Annotated in this window: 14 protein-coding genes; 9 read left to right on the forward strand and 5 right to left on the reverse strand. The window is 72.4% G+C overall.

The annotated features are described in order from the left end of the window. Positions 1-45 precede the first annotated feature (45 nt). Both efeO and efeB read left to right on the forward strand, forming a co-directional pair. The gene (efeO, locus tag LG278_RS02560) at positions 46-1,203 is read left to right on the forward strand and encodes an iron uptake system protein EfeO (RefSeq protein WP_404390625.1); all 1,158 of its coding nucleotides are present in this window, start codon (positions 46-48) and stop codon (positions 1,201-1,203) included. Beyond that, positions 1,200-2,552: an iron uptake transporter deferrochelatase/peroxidase subunit gene (efeB, locus tag LG278_RS02565; RefSeq protein WP_404390627.1), complete on the forward strand. Its 1,353-nt coding sequence runs from the start codon at positions 1,200-1,202 to the stop codon at positions 2,550-2,552. The genes efeO and efeB overlap by 4 nt, the downstream gene beginning before the upstream one ends. Before the next feature lie 104 nt (positions 2,553-2,656). On the opposite strand, the gene LG278_RS02570 is transcribed toward efeB, so the two are convergent. After that, positions 2,657-3,958 carry an ROK family protein gene (locus LG278_RS02570; protein WP_404390629.1) on the reverse strand — a complete coding sequence of 434 codons (1,302 nt, stop codon included), beginning with the start codon at positions 3,956-3,958 and terminating at the stop codon, positions 2,657-2,659. An 87-nt stretch (positions 3,959-4,045) separates the two neighbouring features. Between LG278_RS02570 and xylA the strand changes: the two genes are divergently transcribed. After that, a complete protein-coding gene (xylA, locus tag LG278_RS02575; RefSeq protein ID WP_404390631.1) occupies positions 4,046-5,233 on the forward strand; it encodes a xylose isomerase in 1,188 nt (395 codons plus the stop codon). A gap of 200 nt (positions 5,234-5,433) precedes the next feature. Here the strand turns inward: xylA and LG278_RS02580 are convergent, their stop codons facing one another. Further along, positions 5,434-6,609 (reverse strand): diacylglycerol/lipid kinase family protein, encoded by a 1,176-nt coding sequence (locus LG278_RS02580; RefSeq protein ID WP_404390633.1) that lies wholly within the window; start codon positions 6,607-6,609, stop codon positions 5,434-5,436. Positions 6,610-6,688: 79 nt separating this feature from the next. Here LG278_RS02580 and LG278_RS02585 point away from each other — a divergent pair, with 79 nt between their 5' ends. From LG278_RS02585 to LG278_RS02595, 3 genes are all read left to right on the forward strand, one after another. After that, the gene (locus tag LG278_RS02585; protein WP_404390635.1) at positions 6,689-7,249 is read left to right on the forward strand and encodes a DinB family protein; all 561 of its coding nucleotides are present in this window, start codon (positions 6,689-6,691) and stop codon (positions 7,247-7,249) included. Continuing rightward, complete coding sequence (locus LG278_RS02590; protein ID WP_404390637.1) at positions 7,246-8,301, forward strand: Gfo/Idh/MocA family protein; 1,056 nt, start codon at positions 7,246-7,248, stop codon at positions 8,299-8,301. Before LG278_RS02585 ends, LG278_RS02590 begins: the two co-directional genes overlap by 4 nt. Positions 8,302-8,388: 87 nt before the next feature. Further along, positions 8,389-9,303, forward strand: coding sequence for a cation transporter (locus tag LG278_RS02595; protein ID WP_404390639.1), 915 nt, complete (start codon positions 8,389-8,391; stop codon positions 9,301-9,303). A gap of 165 nt (positions 9,304-9,468) precedes the next feature. Here the strand turns inward: LG278_RS02595 and LG278_RS02600 are convergent, their stop codons facing one another. Further along, positions 9,469-10,938 (reverse strand): chloride channel protein, encoded by a 1,470-nt coding sequence (locus LG278_RS02600; RefSeq protein WP_404390641.1) that lies wholly within the window; start codon positions 10,936-10,938, stop codon positions 9,469-9,471. Next, positions 10,935-11,444 (reverse strand): hypothetical protein, encoded by a 510-nt coding sequence (locus LG278_RS02605; RefSeq protein ID WP_404390643.1) that lies wholly within the window; start codon positions 11,442-11,444, stop codon positions 10,935-10,937. The genes LG278_RS02600 and LG278_RS02605 overlap by 4 nt, the downstream gene beginning before the upstream one ends. A gap of 148 nt (positions 11,445-11,592) precedes the next feature. On the opposite strand from LG278_RS02605, the gene LG278_RS02610 reads away from it, so the two are divergent. The 3 genes from LG278_RS02610 to LG278_RS02620 all read left to right on the forward strand — a co-directional run bounded on the left by LG278_RS02610 (position 11,593) and on the right by LG278_RS02620 (position 14,437). Next, complete coding sequence (locus LG278_RS02610; RefSeq protein ID WP_404390645.1) at positions 11,593-12,552, forward strand: hypothetical protein; 960 nt, start codon at positions 11,593-11,595, stop codon at positions 12,550-12,552. Between the two features lie 99 nt (positions 12,553-12,651). After that, positions 12,652-13,023 (forward strand): YciI family protein, encoded by a 372-nt coding sequence (locus LG278_RS02615; RefSeq protein WP_404390647.1) that lies wholly within the window; start codon positions 12,652-12,654, stop codon positions 13,021-13,023. A 103-nt stretch (positions 13,024-13,126) separates the two neighbouring features. Continuing rightward, positions 13,127-14,437 (forward strand): RNA polymerase sigma factor, encoded by a 1,311-nt coding sequence (locus tag LG278_RS02620; RefSeq protein ID WP_404390649.1) that lies wholly within the window; start codon positions 13,127-13,129, stop codon positions 14,435-14,437. A gap of 6 nt (positions 14,438-14,443) precedes the next feature. Here the strand turns inward: LG278_RS02620 and zwf are convergent, their stop codons facing one another. Beyond that, the gene (gene zwf / locus LG278_RS02625) at positions 14,444-15,877 is read right to left on the reverse strand and encodes a glucose-6-phosphate dehydrogenase (protein ID WP_404390651.1); all 1,434 of its coding nucleotides are present in this window, start codon (positions 15,875-15,877) and stop codon (positions 14,444-14,446) included. Between the last annotated feature and the right edge of the window lie 97 nt (positions 15,878-15,974).

The raw sequence follows: 15,974 nt of genomic DNA on the forward strand, positions 1-15,974 counted from the left end.
CGAACGCACCTCACGAACGCACCGCACCACACCATCAGGAGCCTCATGTCCCGCCCGTCCCTGCGCCTCGCCGCGCCCGCCGTCCTCGCGCTGACCAGCGTCCTCGGCCTGGCCGCCTGCACCGACAAGGCCGACACGAGCGCGTCCTCGACCGGGGCCGCTGCCGGCGGACCGATCGTCGTCAACGCGACCGACACGGCCTGCGAGCTGTCGGCGACGACGGCCAAGGCGGGCACCGTGACGTTCGAGGTCAGCAACGCCGGCACGAAGGTCAACGAGTTCTACGTCTATGCCGAGGGCGACCGGATCATCTCCGAGGTCGAGAACATCACGCCCGGCATCAAGCGGGAGCTCAAGGTGGAGATCACCGCGCCCGGCACCTTCACCACGGCGTGCAAGCCCGGCATGGTCGGCGACGGCATCCGCGCCCCCTTCACCGTGACGGGCACGGCCGTCGCCGGCAGCTCCGACGAGAAGGTCGCCACGGCGATCGCCGACTACAAGGCGTTCGTCGCGACGCAGAGCGACGAGCTGCTCACGGGCACGGAGGCCTTCGTGGCCGCGGTCAAGGCGGGCGACGTCGCCAAGGCCAAGGAGCTCTATCCGACGGCCCGCCTCCCGTGGGAGACCATCGAGCCCGTCGCCGAGAGCTTCGGCGACCTCGACCCGCGCATCGACGGGCGTGAGGACGTGATCGAGGAGGGCATGGAGTTCACCGGCTACCACCGCCTCGAGAAGGACCTCTGGGTCAGCGGTCTGCAGTCGGACTCGAGCACCATCGCCGACCAGCTGCTCGCCGACGTCAAGGAGATCGCCGCCAAGAGCAAGACGGTCGAGCCCACGGCGCTGACGATCTCCAACGGCGCCAAGGCGCTGCTCGACGAGGTGGCGACCGGCAAGATCACGGGCGAGGAGGAGCGCTACTCGCACACGGACCTCTGGGACTTCCGCGGCAACCTCCAGGGCTCGCAGGAGGCGCTCGAGACGCTCCGCCCCGTCGTCACCGAGCGTGACGCCACGCTGCAGAAGGCGCTCGACACCCGCTTCAGTGAGCTCAACAAGCTGCTCGAGTCGCACCGCGTGGCAGGCCGATTCGTCAGCTACACCGACCTCACCGAGGCCGACATCAAGGCCTTGACCGTGTCGCTCGACGCGCTCTCCGAAAAGGTGTCCAAGGTGCCGGGCGTCGTGGAGGCCAAGTGACCCCCTTCCCCGCGGAGCCCGTCGCCCCCGAGCCGCTGCGGCCCTCGGCCGACGATGCCGGCAGTGGTGTCAGCCGCCGCAGGCTCCTCGGCGTCTCGGGCACGGCTGCCGTCGCCGGCGTCGTCGCAGGCGCCACGAGCGCTTATGCCGTGACGCGGGCTGACGACGCGAGCGCGGCGGGTGCCCCGACCCCTGCGGCCGCGCCCGCCCTGGCGCTCGACGCCGCGATCCCCTTCCGCGGCGAGCACCAGGCCGGCATCGTCACCCCGGCGCAGGACCGCCTGCACTTCGTGGCCCTCGATGTCGTGACGAAGGACCCGGCCCAGCTGCGCGAGCTCCTCAAGGCGTGGACTCGGGCGGCCGAGCGGATGAGCCTCGGGGCAGAGGCCGCCCCGGGTGGTCTCGTCGGGGGCGGACCCAACCGCGCCCCCGAGGACACCGGAGAGGCCTATGGCCTGCCCGCCTCGGGACTCACGGTGACGATCGGCTTCGGCCCGTCGCTCTTCGACGACCGCTTCGGTCTCGCCGACCGCAAGCCGGCTGCCCTCGAGGAGCTGCCCACCTTCGGCGGCGACCAGCTCGACCCGAAGCGGTCGGGTGGCGACCTCTGCATCCAGGCCTGTGCCAACGACCCTCAGGTCGCGGTCCACGCCGTGCGCAACCTCGTGAGGATGGGCTTCGGCGTCGTCGCGGTGCGCTGGTCGCAGCTCGGTTTCGGCCGCACGTCGTCGACCTCGACGGCTCAGGCGACCCCGCGCAACATGTTCGGCTTCAAGGACGGCACCAACAACGTCAAGGCCGAGGAGCCCGAGGGTCTGGCGCAGCACGTGTGGGTCGCGCCGGAGGACGAGCAGGGCGCCGGCGCGTGGATGGCGGGCGGCTCCTACCTCGTCGCCCGGCGCATCCGGATGCACATCGAGGTCTGGGACCGCACCCCCCTGCAGGAGCAGGAGGACATCATCGGTCGCGACAAGAAGGAGGGCGCGCCCCTCGGTCAGGCTGCGGAGTTCGACCCTCTCGACTTCGGCAAGAAGGGCCCGGACGGCCAGCCCGCGATCCCGGTGCACGCCCACGTCAAGCTCGCCCACGAGAGCCAGCTCGGCGGTGTGCGCATCCTGCGTCGTGGTTACAACTTCACCGACGGGTCTGACGGGGTCGGCCACCTCGACGCGGGCCTCTTCTTCATCGCCTACATGCGCAACCCCGGCAGGCAGTTCGTGCCGATGCAGCGTGCGCTCGCGAGCAAGGACGTGCTCAACGAGTACATCGAGCACAATGGTTCGGCCGTCTTCGCCTGTCCGCCCGGCGTCAAGGACGGCGAGTACTGGGGTCAGGCCCTCTTTGCCTGACAGCTCACCGATCGAGAGAGCAATCCGTCGCACGGCGCGCTCACGCCGACGCGGCCGGATTGCTCTTTCGATCGGCAGATGGGGGCGGACGGGGCGCTGACCACTCAGGCGTGGGCCTCAGGGTGGGAGGCGATCCACTCCGCGGGGTGGGCGACGACGTCGTCGAGCACCCGCAGGCCGGCGCCGGCGAGCGAAGCGCCGGGCCCCGCCAGGGCAGGCCCGATCTCGACCGGCGACCAGCGGGCCGCGAGCACCCGGTCGGCGACCTGCGTGCTGATCCCCTCGCGCAGGTGCTCGAAGAGGCGGGCGTAGATGCCGCCGAGCACGACCCGCTCGACGTCGACGAGGTTGAGCGTCGTCGCGACCGCCACCCCGATGGCGTCGGCCGCGGACTCGAGTGCCCGCAGGGCCCGTCCGGGCCGCGACGCCGCCTCCAGGAGGGTCTCGACAGGGGTGTCGAGCGGCAGCCCGGCGCTGCGCATGATGACGTCGCGGCCGGCATACTGCTCGAGGCAGCCGTGGGCGCCGCACCCGCACAGCGGGCCGTCGCGCTCGATGACGGCGTGGCCGATCTCGCCCGACCACCCGTGCTGGCCGCGGGCCAGCTCGCCGGCGACGACGATGGCTCCGCCGATGCCGACCTCGCCGGCGAGGTAGAGGAAGCTCTGCGCGTCTCGGCTCGTGTGCTCGACGGCCGCGCGAGTCTGCACCTCTGCGCGGGCCGACAGGTCGGCGTCGTTGCCCAGGATCAGTGGGATGCCTTGGAGCGCAACGTGATCCGCGAGCAGATCGAGCACGTCGACGTCGTGCCAGCCAAGGTTGGGGGCGAGCTGCACGACGCCGCTGCCGTGCCGCAGCAGGGCAGGGATCGACACGCACGCCCCGGCGATCGTGACCGTCTCGGCGAGCCCGTCGACGATGGGTGCGGCGAGGCGCGCCACCTGTCGCAGCACGACCGCCGGGGTGCTCGCGCGGAAGTCGCCGTCGCGCCGGGCCTCGGCCACGGTCGCGCCCGTCAGGTCGGTCGCGCGCACCGCGAGGTGGTCGACCTGCACCTCGAGGCCCAGGCCCACGACCGTGCGGGCCGCGGGCGCGAGCAGCATGCCCGGTCGCCCTGCGCCGGATCGCAGCTCGGGTGCCAGCTCGACGACGAGACGGGCCTCGATGAGCCGGTCGACGAGGTCGGAGGCGGTGGCCCGGGTCACCCCGAGGGCGCTCGCGATGCGAGCCCGGGTCGTCGGCGCGGGGGCCTCGAGGACTGCGCGCAGCACGAGAGAGAGGTTGTGCTCGCGCAGGCTCGCCTGCTGCGCGGCGCCGCGGGCCGCGCCGCCCACCCGACCGACCCGGCCGGGGTGCCGTCCGGCCATGAGCGCGGGGCTCCGCACGGCAGGTCCGGTCTCGCTCACCCGTTGACCCTACCGCCTCCGAGGCAATATGTTTGTTCAACATACAAATGCCGAGACTCGGTATGCCGTTGCTCGAGGAGGAGCCTCATGGTCCGCACGCCCACCCCTGACGACAAGTTCTCTTTCGGTCTGTGGACCGTCGGCTGGGAGGCACGTGACCAGTTCGGTGACGCCTCGCGTCCGCACCTCGACCCCATCGAGTCCGTGCGCCGTCTCGCCGAACTCGGCGCCTGGGGGGTCACCTTCCACGACGACGACCTCGTGCCCTTCGGCAGCAGCGACGCCGAGCGCGACCGGATCATCGCCGACTTCCGCAAGACTCTCGACGAGACCGGCGTCGTCTGCGAGATGGTCACGACCAACACCTTCAGCCACCCGATCTTCAAGGATGGCGCCTTCACCTCCAACAGCCGCGAGGTGCGCCGCTACGGCCTGCGCAAGGTGATCCGCAACGTCGACCTCGCCGCCGAGCTCGGCGCCGAGACCTTCGTCATGTGGGGCGGGCGCGAGGGCGCCGAGTATGACGGCGCCAAGGACATCAACTCCGCTCTCGACCGCTACCGCGAGGGCATCGACACCGTGGCGGCCTACATCAAGGACCAGGGCTACGACCTGCGCATCGCCATCGAGCCCAAGCCCAACGAGCCCCGCGGCGACATCCTCCTGCCGACGGTGGGCCACGCCCTCGGCTTCATCGCCGAGCTCGAGCACGGCGACATCGTCGGCCTCAACCCCGAGGTCGGGCACGAGCAGATGGCCGGTCTCAACTACACCTCGGGCATCGCCCAGGCCCTGTGGGCGGGCAAGCTCTTCCACATCGACCTCAACGGTCAGCGCTCGATCAAGTACGACCAGGACCTCGTCTTCGGCCACGGTGACCTGCTCTCGGCCTTCTTCACCGTCGACCTCGTCGAGAACGGCTTCGTCAACGGCGGCCCCCGCTACGACGGCCCCCGCCACTTCGACTACAAGCCCTCGCGCACCGAGGACGTCGACGGGGTGTGGGTCTCGGCCGCCGCCAACATGAGCACCTACATCGTCCTCAAGGAGCGGGCTGCGGCCTATCGCGCCGACCCCGAGGTGCAGGCCGCCTTCGAGGCGAGCCGCGTCACCGAGCTCGCCGTGCCCACCCTCGGGGAGGGCGAGACCCTCGCCGACCTGCTCGCCAACCCGGCGGCCTTCGAGGACTTCGACGTCGAGGGGGTGGCCGAGGCCGGCTACGCCTTCGTCGCCCTGAACCAGCTGGCCGTCGAGCACGCCCTCGGCGCCCGCTGACCCGGAGACGGGAGACGCGCCCCACCTCCCGCCGGGGGAAGTGGGGCGCGTCAACACACCGGCTTGTCGTCAACTCCGCGTGGAGTGCCACACCGGGTTGACGACAACCCGGTGTGTTGCCGGGCGGGGGGGAGGCCCGGGGTGCGCGCGAGGCCGCGGTGCCGCGACGCCGCGACGGTGCGGGCAGCGGTGGGTGCGGGTCAGGTCTGGCTGACGCGGACCGTCAGGGCGGCTGGCCGCACCACGGCCGTGACCTCGGTCGCCTCGCCGAGCACGTCTCCGTCGACCTGCACCGGCACGGGGCGGTCGACGACGACGCGGATCTCGGTGCAGACCTTGTGGTCGAGCGTCGGGTGACCCTTGCGCTGCCGCGTCACGACCCGCGTCGCGACGGGCACCCAGCCGACGAGGCCTCGCGGCGAGGCGATCACGGCGTCGAGCCGGCCGTCGTCGACGAGGGCGCTCGGCATGAGGACGAGACCACCGAGCAGGCGCCCGCAGTTGCCGATGACGACCATCCGCGAGCGGCGCCGGAACTCCGGCTCGTGGTCGACCCGCACCTTGACGCGGAACTCCGGCGAGATGAGGTGCTTCGCCCCCGACACGAGGTAGGCCGGCCAGCCGACCTTCTTCTTCAGGCTCTCGTTGGTGCCCGCCATGATCGCGGCGTCCATGCCGATGCCGCTCATAACGAGGAAGTGGTGGGTCTGCGGCCCGAGCCCGCCCTCGTCGGCGGCCGACTCCGTGGCCGACTGGGTGGCCGATTGGGTGGCCGCCTGGGTGGCCGACTTCGTGTCCACGTCCGGCCCGGGTTCGTCCGGCCCGATGCGCAGCTCGCCGACGTCGATGCGGCGGTTGCGCCCCGTCAGTGCCACGACGAGAGCAGCCTCGAGGCCGACCGGCAGGTCGAGGTTGCGCGCGAGCAGGTTGCCGGTGCCCGCGGGCAGGATGGCGAGCGGCGTCTCCGTGCCGACCAGCACGCTGGCGACGTTGCGCACGGTCCCGTCGCCGCCGAGCGTGCACACGACGTCGACGCCCTCGCGCACGGCGGCCGCGGCCTGGCCGGCGCCGGTGTCGTCGGCAGTGGTCTCGAGATAGACCGGCTCGCCCCAGCCGTTCTCGCGGCAGGTCTTGTCGATCCGCTCGCGCACGGGCCGCAGGTCGGTGAACTTCGTCGGGTTGATGATGATGGCCGCGCGCCGCACCGGCGCCTCCTGCTCCTCCCCGGAGCGGAAGTGGCCACGATGGGGTCGGGCCCGCCGACGACGCAGCGGAGCGGTCACCTCGGGGGCGACGCGGTTCATGACGAAGCCACCGATGACCAACGCCAGCACCACGATCCCGGCGACGATCCACGGCAGGTAATCACTGAGCACCCGTGCACGCTATCGCCAGCCCGCCCGACACCCGGCATCGCCGGTGGCCACCGCCACCTCCCGCCGTAGGGTGGGGTCCATGACCGAGCCGTCCACCGCCGGGGCTGCAGACCCGGGACCGGCCACCCCCGATGACGCGGACTGGACGTGGGTCCTGACGCGGCCCTGCCCCGACTGCGGCTTCGACGCGACGGCGCTGACCGTGGGCGAGGTCCCCGCGGCACTGCGTGACGCAGCCACCCGGTATGCCGTCCGGCTGGCCGAGCCCGACGCCCGCACTCGTCCGTCGGCGGGCATCTGGTCGCCCTTGGAGTACACCTGCCACGCGCGCGACGTCAGCGACGTCATGCGGGGACGCCTCGAGCAGATCCTCGACGGCGCTGGCGAGCAGGTGCAGTTCGCCAACTGGGACCAGGACGAGACGGCCGTGCAGGAGCAGTACTGGCGCGCCGACCCCACCACCGTCCAGCGCGAGGTCACCGCTGCGCTCGAGGCGGCCGCCACCACGTACTCTCGCCCCGTGGGGGACCAGTGGGAGTGGCCGGCGTTGCGCAGCAACGGTTCCCGCTTCACCGCCCGCACCCTTGCCCTCTACTTCGTCCATGACATCCGCCACCATCTCTGGGACGTGAACGCGTGACGCTACCGATCGACGTGCCGCTCCAGCTGCCTGCGCCGCGCACCCCCGACCCCCACGACGCCCCGGCCATCCGCTGGGGCATCATCGCCCCCGGTGGCATCGCGCACACCTTCGCCGAGGCGGTCGCGGTCGGCACGGCGTCGCAGGTCGTCGCGGTCGGCTCGCGCAGCAGCGAGCGGGCGCGGGACTTCGCCGACGAGTTCTCGATCGGGACGGCATACGGCAGCTATGAGGAGCTCGTCGCCGACGACGAGGTGGACGCGATCTACGTCGCGTCCCCGCACTCCGAGCACCGCGACCACGCCCTGCTCGCCCTCGAGGCGGGCAAGCCGGTGCTCGTCGAGAAGGCCTTCGCCCGCAACGCCGCCGAGGCGCGCCAGGTGGTGCTGGCCGCCGAGGCGCGCGGGCTGCTCGTCATGGAGGCGATGTGGAGCCGCTTCCTCCCGCACTACGACGTCGTGCGCCACGTCGTCGAGTCGGGGCTCATCGGCGACGTCGTCGCCGTCTTCGCCGACCACGGTCAGCGGCTCTACCCCGACGGGCCGGCGCGGCTGGCCCAGCCCGAGCTCGCGGGCGGCGCGCTGCTCGACCTCGGCGTCTATCCCGTCGCCTTCGCCGACCTCGTGCTCGGCCCGCCCGAGCAGGTGACGGCCACCGGCACGCTGACCGACCTCGGCGTCGACGCGACGACGACCATCACGGTCACCGGGGCGGGCGGCGCGCACGGTGTGCTCTCGTGCACGATGGCCGCCGTCACTCCCGGCACGGCCGTCGTGGCCGGCACCGAGGCGCGTCTCGAGCTGAGCGGCGCCTTCTACGGTGCGGGCTCCGGCATCCGGCTCGTGAGCCGCACCAACGAGGTCATCGACGAGCACCCCGGCGGTGTGCCGGAGGACGTGCGCGGATTCTCTTACGAGGCAGCCGAGTTCGCGCGTTGCCTCGTCGCCGGTGAGCGCGAGTCGTCGATACTGCCGCATGCCACGACGCTCCGGGTCATGGAGACGATGGACGAGGTGCGTCGCCAGATCGGTGTGACCTACCCCGGCGAGTAGCCTCCGGCGAAGAGGCCGTCACCCGCCCGGGGTGATGCCGGGTCCAGCCCGCAGAGGTCATGATCGGGACTCGTGGACGGAGGACCCATGACGACCGATGCCACTCGCGACCTGGCCTTCCGCGCGCTCCGGGTGTCGGTCGTCGCAGGCGCGGTCTCTGCCGTGCTCGCCGTCGTCTGGGGCATCGCGTCCGGCTCGCGCGTCATCCTCTTCGACGGCGTCTCCGCCGGCATCGGCCTGCTCATGAGCGGCCTCTCGCTCGCTGCCGCCCGGGCCGCGGCCTCCGGCTCGTCGCACGCCTTCCCCTACGGCCGGCAGACGATGCTGCCGCTCGCCCTCGGCGGGCAGGGGATCGCCCGCCTCGGCTTCACCGCCTACGCCGTCGCCGACGCCGTGACGGTGCTGCTCGCCGGCGGAGACAGCGTGTCGACGGGGTCCGCTCTGCTGTATGCCGCCATCGCCGCCTGTCTCTGTCTCGGCGTCACGCTGTGGCTGCGTCGGCACGAGGGCACGAGCGAGCTCGTCGCTGCCGAGGTGCTCGGGTGGCGCATCGCGACGATCCTCTCCTTCGCCATCCTCGCGGGCTTCGCCTTCGTCGCGCTCCTGCCCGAGGGCGACCTCAAGACGACGGCCGCTGCATACGTCGACCCTGTATTGGTCATCGTCGTGTCGCTCATCGTGCTGCCGAGCCCGGTGCGGCTCGTGCAGACCATGCTGCGCGAGCTGCTCGACATGCGGCCTCCGGCGGAGATCGAGGCTCCGGCCCGGGCCGCGGTCCTCGAGGTCTGCGCAGCCAACGGCCTGACCGAGCCCGTCATCCGCATGACCAAGACGGGCGGCAGGCTCTACGTCGAGATCGACCACCTCGTCGAGGCTGGCACCTGGGACGTCTCCGACATCGACCGGCTGCGGGTGGCGCTGACCGAACGGCTGCGCTCACCGGCCTACACGACGTGGATCAACGTCGAGCTCTCGTGCGACCCCACCTGGCAGCTCGGCTGAGGCCTCCCGCACGTCCTCCCGTCGGCCCCCGCCTTCGTCCGGGGTGCCTGACCGGGACGGGTGCCGGGACGTGGGCGCTGCACCACCCACGACGAGCGGTCGTATGCCGTGTCCGTCCCGCCAGCTGTCCCGCTCGTCCTGCGGAGGCTGGGTCAGCAGGAGGGGTCAGGAGGAGGTGACGGCGGCGGGCTCGTCGTCCCTGCGGTCGGCCCGAGCCCGCGTCAGGCGGTCGAGCCCGAGGCTCGTGGCGACGCCGGTGGCGGTCGCGACGAGCACGCACCCGAGGCTCGTCGTCATCGCGAGGGCCGGCCCGCCGATGCCGATGACCATGGCGACTGCCGTCCACGGGAGCCGGTAGCCACCGGCGATGCCGGAGGCGGCACCGGAGGCGCCGGCGAGGTCGCCGGGGATGCCGAGGTGGGGGGCAAACGACCTGCCCGCGAGGTCACCGATGGCGAGGAAGGGCACGAAGACCCCGCCGCAGCCACCGGCTGCCACCGCAGCGGTCGTGGCCGCGGCGCGCAGGGCCGCGACGAGCAGCAGCAGGCCGGCCGGTGCGGCGAGGCCGACGGGGCTCTCGGCCCAGAGGATCGCCCCGCCGCCGGGGCCGACCGCCGACCTGCCGTCGGCGACGAGGAGCAGGGTCAGGGTCGCGGCGAGCATCGCCCCGGCCCCGATGACGAGCCGTCGCATGGGGCCGGCCTTCCAGCCGCGCACGCGATAGATGGCCCAGCCGGTGAGCGCCGTGAGGAAGCCGGCGATGACGCCGACGTAGAGGCACGTGCGCAGCACCTGGAGCCAGCCGTCCGGGGCGACCATCGGGGTGATGAGCCGGATGAGGTCGAGCTCGAACGTCAGGTTGACGCCCCAGCCGATCAGCCCTCCGATGAGGGCCGCCGTGACCCGGGCCGGGGTCAACGCCACCTGGCGGCGGCGACCCAGCTCGAGGATGAAGGCCGTGCCGACGAGCGCGACCCCCATGAGCGCCGAGACTCCGGCCGCGCCACCGGCCACGGCTGCGCCCCGCAGCAGCTGCTGGCGGCCCGGGCGGAGCTGACCGAGCCACGACCCGGTCGCGACCCCGAGGTGCGCGGCCGGCGCCTCGGTGCCCATGGGCGCCCCGCTGCCCACCGTGATGATGATGGCGAGGGCCCGCAACGGGGCCTGTCGCCACGGGAAGCGCTCCTCCGCGCCGGCCGACAGCACGACGTCGGCGGTGAGGTCGGCCCGCGCCACGTCCGCAGGGAAACGTCGCCACGACAGCGGGATCCGCGGCAGGTAGCGCACCCACCGACGGCGCGGGCCCGTGCCGCCGGGTGCGCCGGTCCTGGAGCCGACGCCGGCGCGGGAGCCGGTGCGGGAGCTGGCTGGGGAAGTAGGCGGCGGCACCGGCAGGGTCTGCACGGGGTCGCCCCGACCGATGACGTGAAGCACGAAGGTGGCAGCCGCGATGCCGAGCACGGGCACGATGATGATGACCCAGGTGTCCTGCCGCGACACGACGGCCAGCAGCTCCTTGATGATCGTCGTCACGGTCACGACGACGCCGGCCCCGACGATCCCGCCGAGGGCGGCGCCTGCGGCATACGGCCCCGTCGCCCGCCAACCCGAGTCGGGGACGGTCGCCTCGCTCACGACCCGACCATCCACTTGGCGGTGCTCAGAGTCACGGCGGCCGCCATCGAGCCGAGCCCCCACCCGATGGACCGGGCGGGGCTGGAGCCACCGGCGCGCAGCTCGGCCCCGACCAGGACGCCGAGGAAGACCGCGGCACTTACCCGCGCGCCGAAGCGGTCGTAGTCGCTCGAGGCCAGCAGTGCGACGACCGTCGCCGTGATCGCGATGAGCGCAGCCATGCCGAGCTGCACGACGAGCAGCACGAAGGGCTCGATCGTGTAGGTGGGGTCGCGCACGAGCCGCACGGCGAGCATGAGGGCGAAGGCGTGCGTCAGCACGAGTCCCACGGTCGTGACCCAGATGATGACGACGAGGTCGAACTTCGAGTGCGGCTCGTGGTCGTTGCCCGCCATGAGCGCGCCGAGCAGCGCCAGGCACACCGTGAGGCCCATGACGTCGACCTCGCGCCGCATGGCCGGCTGGCCGATGGTCTGCGTGAGCCGGGCCGGCGAGGTTCGCGGCACGAGCACCTCCCCGGAGTGCGTGGGCGTGCTGTCGGGTGGGCGCCGACTGCCCGCGAAGGGCGAGCACCATGGTCCGGCCTGGTTGATCTCTCCACTTCACCCCTGCCGGGTGAAGTGGCGGGAGCCCCCCGTGGCCGGACAATCACCCATGAGACGTCGCTCCGCCCTGCTCCTCGCCCTCGCCATCGCTGTGCCGGGCCTGGCGGCATGCAGCGGTGACGGCTCGATCACGCTCCCGACGGCGAGGCCCAGCATCAGCCTGCCCTCGACGATGCCGAGCGTCAGCGTCAGCGTGCCGTCGGTGCCCGCCATCACGCTGCCGACGGTCACGCGGTCGACCGAGCCGGAGGCGACGGTGACCGAGACGCCCGAGCCGCCGCCCACCCAGACGGTGACGCAGACCGAGACGGCCACCGCGACCGTGACCCAGACCGCGACCCCCGAGCCCCCGGCCCCCACCGTGACCGAGACGCCCGTCGAGACCCCGACCGAGCCGCCGACCGAGACGGTCACGCAGACCGAGACGGTCACCGAGACCGCGACCCCGACTGCCACCACGTCCGAGCCCGTGGAGGCCGCCCCCGAGACCACCCCGGCCGCGGGCGAGTCGACGACGTGGTGGCCGTGGCTGCTGCTCGCCCTGCTCGCCATCGCCGGACTCGTCTGGTGGCTGTTGCGCCGCCGCGCCGCCCAGCAGGTGCTCGACGAGTGGGACGCCAAGCTCGAGGAGAGCCGCCGTGAGGCGACCTGGGTCGAGGAGTCGCTCGTCACCCAGGTGCTCTCGATGCCGACGACGGCCGAGGCCACCCAGGTCTGGACCGCCGCCCGGCCGCGGCTGCTCGCGATGGACGAGGGCCTGCTGGCCCTCGAGGGCAGCGCCCCCGACGAGCGGCGGCTCGCCGCGGCGGCCGCCCTGCGGGTGCGACTCGCGCGGCTCGTCGAGGCGGTCGGGGCCGACACCGCTGCTGACCCGGACGCGGACCCCGACGACTTCAGGGCACGGCGCGCGGCGATCGACGCCGCACGCCGCGACCTGCGCGCCGTCCTCACCCCGACCTCGACGGCGGGCGCCACCCCGGACGCCGGGTCGGGCCCCGCCCCCGCCTGACGCGGCGGCACACCTCCTCCACAAAAGTCTGAAAGCGATGTCGATCGGGCGCCCTGCCGATCGTGGAGAGGTCACCAGCCACCAGACAGGAGAACTGACATGCGTTACATCGTCATCCTCAGGGGTGTGCGCCCCGCCGGACCCCCACCCGACGGGCTCATGGAGGCCGTCATGCAGCTCGGTGCGGACGCCACGGCAGCCGGTGCCCTGCTCGACAACGGCGGGCTCGCCCCGAGCGCGGCCGGGGCTCGCGTGTCCGTCGCCGGCGGCGAGCTGAGCGTCATGGACGGACCCTTCGCCGAGGCCAAGGAATACATCAGCTACGCCATCTACGACGTGCACGCCAAGCAGGAGGCGGTCGAGTGGGCGTCGCGCTTCATGCGGCTGCATGCCGACCGCTGGCCCGGGTGGGAGGGCGAGTCCGAGGTGGTCAAGATCTTCGGGCCGGAGGACTTCGCACCGCCCGCGTGACGCGATCGCGCACCGCTGACGCGGTCAGACGCAGCGGTATGCCGTCCGGCCCGCCGCCGCTAGGCATTGACCCTCCCCGACGTGGTCGGGGAGGGTCGGGCCTGTGACGGAGAGCGGGGCGGCCACGAGCGAGACCGAGGCGGCCCGCCGCGCCGTCGAGGCGGTGTGGCACATCGAGTCGGCACGCCTCGTGGCGGGACTCGCGCGGGTGACGCGCGATCTGGGCCTCGCGGAGGACATGGCCCAGGACGCCCTCGTTGCGGCGCTGGAGCAGTGGCCGGTCAGCGGCATCCCGCCGAACCCGGCCGGATGGCTCATGACGACGGCCAAGCGCCGGGCCATCGACGCCCACCGCCGCGACGAGACCTTCGAGCGCAAGGCGGCCCTGCTCGGAGCAGACGGTCCGTCCGGCCACGGGCGGGGAGGCGGGGTCGACTCCGACGAGGTGCTCGACGCGCTGGACGACCACATCGGTGACGACCTGCTGCGACTGGTCTTCACCTCGTGCCACCCGGCGTTGTCGCTCGAGTCGCGGGTCGCCCTCACGCTGCGGTGCCTCGCGGGGCTGTCGACCGACGAGATCGCCCGCGCCTTCCTCGTGCCCGAGGCGACGGCAGCCCAGCGCATCGTGCGGGCCAAGCGCACGTTCAAGGAGCGGGGCATCACCTTCGAGCTGCCCTCACCCGAGCAGCTGGCGGAGCGACTGTCGTCGGTGCTCGAGGTCGTCTACCTCGTCTTCAACGAGGGCTACTCCGCCACCGCGGGGGAGCAGTGGGTGCGGCCCGAGCTCTGCTCGGAGGCGATGCGGCTGGGACGGCTGCTGGCCGGTCTGGTGCCCGACGAGCCCGAGGTGCACGGCCTGCTCGCTCTCATGGAGCTGCAGGCCTCTCGCCTCCCGGCACGGGTCGGTCCGGCGGGTGAGGCCGTGCTGCTGCCAGACCAGGACCGGCGGCGCTGGGATCGCCTCCTCGTCCGTCGGGGGCTCGAGGCGCTGGCACGAGCGGAGTCACTGCCGGGCCCGATCGGCCCCTACACGCTGCAGGCCGGCATCGCTGCCTGCCACGCACGGGCGGGTCGGGCCGCGGACACCGACTGGGCTCGCATCGCCGGCCTCTATGCGGTGCTCGCTGGGGTGTGGATCTCGCCCGTCGTCGAGCTCAATCGTGCTGTGGCCGTGGGCTTCTCGGACGGACCCGAGGCCGGGTTGGCCGTCCTCGACACCGCTGCGGCGTCCGGCCAGCTCGACCGCTACCCGCACCTGCACAGCGTGCGCGGCGACCTGCTCGCGCGTGCGGGCCGAGCCGCCGAGGCCGCCGACGCCTTCGGGTTCGCCGCGGAGCTCACCCGCAACGAGAGCGAGCGGGACCTCTTCCTCGGCCGGGCGGCATACCTGCGCGGTGCGGCGAGCCCGTAGCGGCAGTCACGAGCCGTAGTCGTTGGGGTTGCGCCAGCGCCGCTCGAAGGGGAGGCGCCACGTGAAGGGCGCGACGAGCTGGTGGATCTGGTTGGGACCCCACGTGCCCGGGTCGTAGGGACGCACGGTGGGCGGGTTGTCGAGCAGCGGCTGCGAGATCTCCCACAGGCGCTCGATGCCGTCGGCCGAGGTGAAGAGCGTGCGGTCGCCGCGTGCGGCGTCGTAGATGAGGCGCTCGTAGGCCTCGAGGACGGCGCCGGCCCAGTTGGTCTCCTGCATGGAGAACTGCATCGAGAGCTTGTCGAGCTTCATGCCCGGCCCGGGCCGCTTGCCGTAGAAGGACAGCGACATGCGTGCCTTGTCGGCCAGGTCGAAGGTCAGGTGGTCGGGCCCGTTGTCGCCGACACCCGAGCCCAGGGGGAACATCGAGCGCGGCGGCTCCTTGAAGGCGATCGAGATGATGCGCGCGCCCTCCGCGAGCCGCTTGCCGGTGCGCAGGTAGAACGGCACCCCGGCCCATCGCCAGTTGTCGACGAAGCACTTGAGCGCGACGAAGGTCTCGGTCTGGCTCTCCGGCTTGACGCCCGGCTCGTCGCGGTAGCCGACGTACTGCCCGCGCACGACGTCGTGCGGCTCGATCGGCGACATCGAGCGGAAGACCTTGTTCTTCTCCTCACTGATGGCATAGGGCTCGAGGGCCGTCGGCGGCTCCATCGCGGTGAAGGCGAGCACCTGGAAGAGGTGGGTGACGACCATGTCGCGGTAGGCGCCGGTGCTCTCGTAGAAGTCGGCCCGTTGGGCGAGGCCGAGGGTCTCGGGCACGTCGATCTGGATGTGGTCGATGTGGTTGCGGTGCCAGATCGGCTCGAAGAGGCCGTTGGCGAAGCGGAAGGCGAGGATGTTCTGGGCCGCCTCCTTGCCGAGGAAGTGGTCGATGCGGAAGATCTGCTCCTCGGCGAAGACCTCGTGCAGCTCGGCGTTGAGGGCCCGGGCGCTCGCCAGGTCGGTGCCGAAGGGCTTCTCCATGATGATGCGGCTGCGCTCGACGAGCCCCGCCTCGGCGAGCTGGTGCACGACCGCGAGGGCGGCCTTGGGCGGCACCGACAGGTAGTGCAGTCGCCACGCGTCGGCGCCGAGGATCGCCTCGGACTCGGCGACGGCCTCGCGGATGCCGTGCGGTCCGGCGCTGCCGGGCACCCAGTGGATGCGCGACGCGAACTCCCGAAGGTCGTCGTCGCTGACCTCGTGGCTGCTGTGCTCGCGCACCGACGCGAACACGAGCTCGAGGAACTCCTCGCGGCTCAGGTCGTCGAGCGAGGTGGCCACGACGCGCAGCCCCTCGATGAGCTGCGACTCGTGCAGGTGCAGCAGGCCCGGCAGGAGCTTGCGCTTGGCGAGGTCACCGGTGGCACCGAAGAGGACGACGGTCGTGGCTGGCATGGGCCCAGCGTTGCGTAGATGAGGCCCGTCCGGAAGGAGCCCACGCAGCGGACGACGATCCGGCCGAGTCGGCGCGTCCGCGGCGTCGGTCGTGGGA

Source organism: Humibacillus xanthopallidus (assembly GCF_044793955.1).
Lineage (GTDB): Bacteria > Actinomycetota > Actinomycetes > Actinomycetales > Dermatophilaceae > Humibacillus > Humibacillus xanthopallidus_C.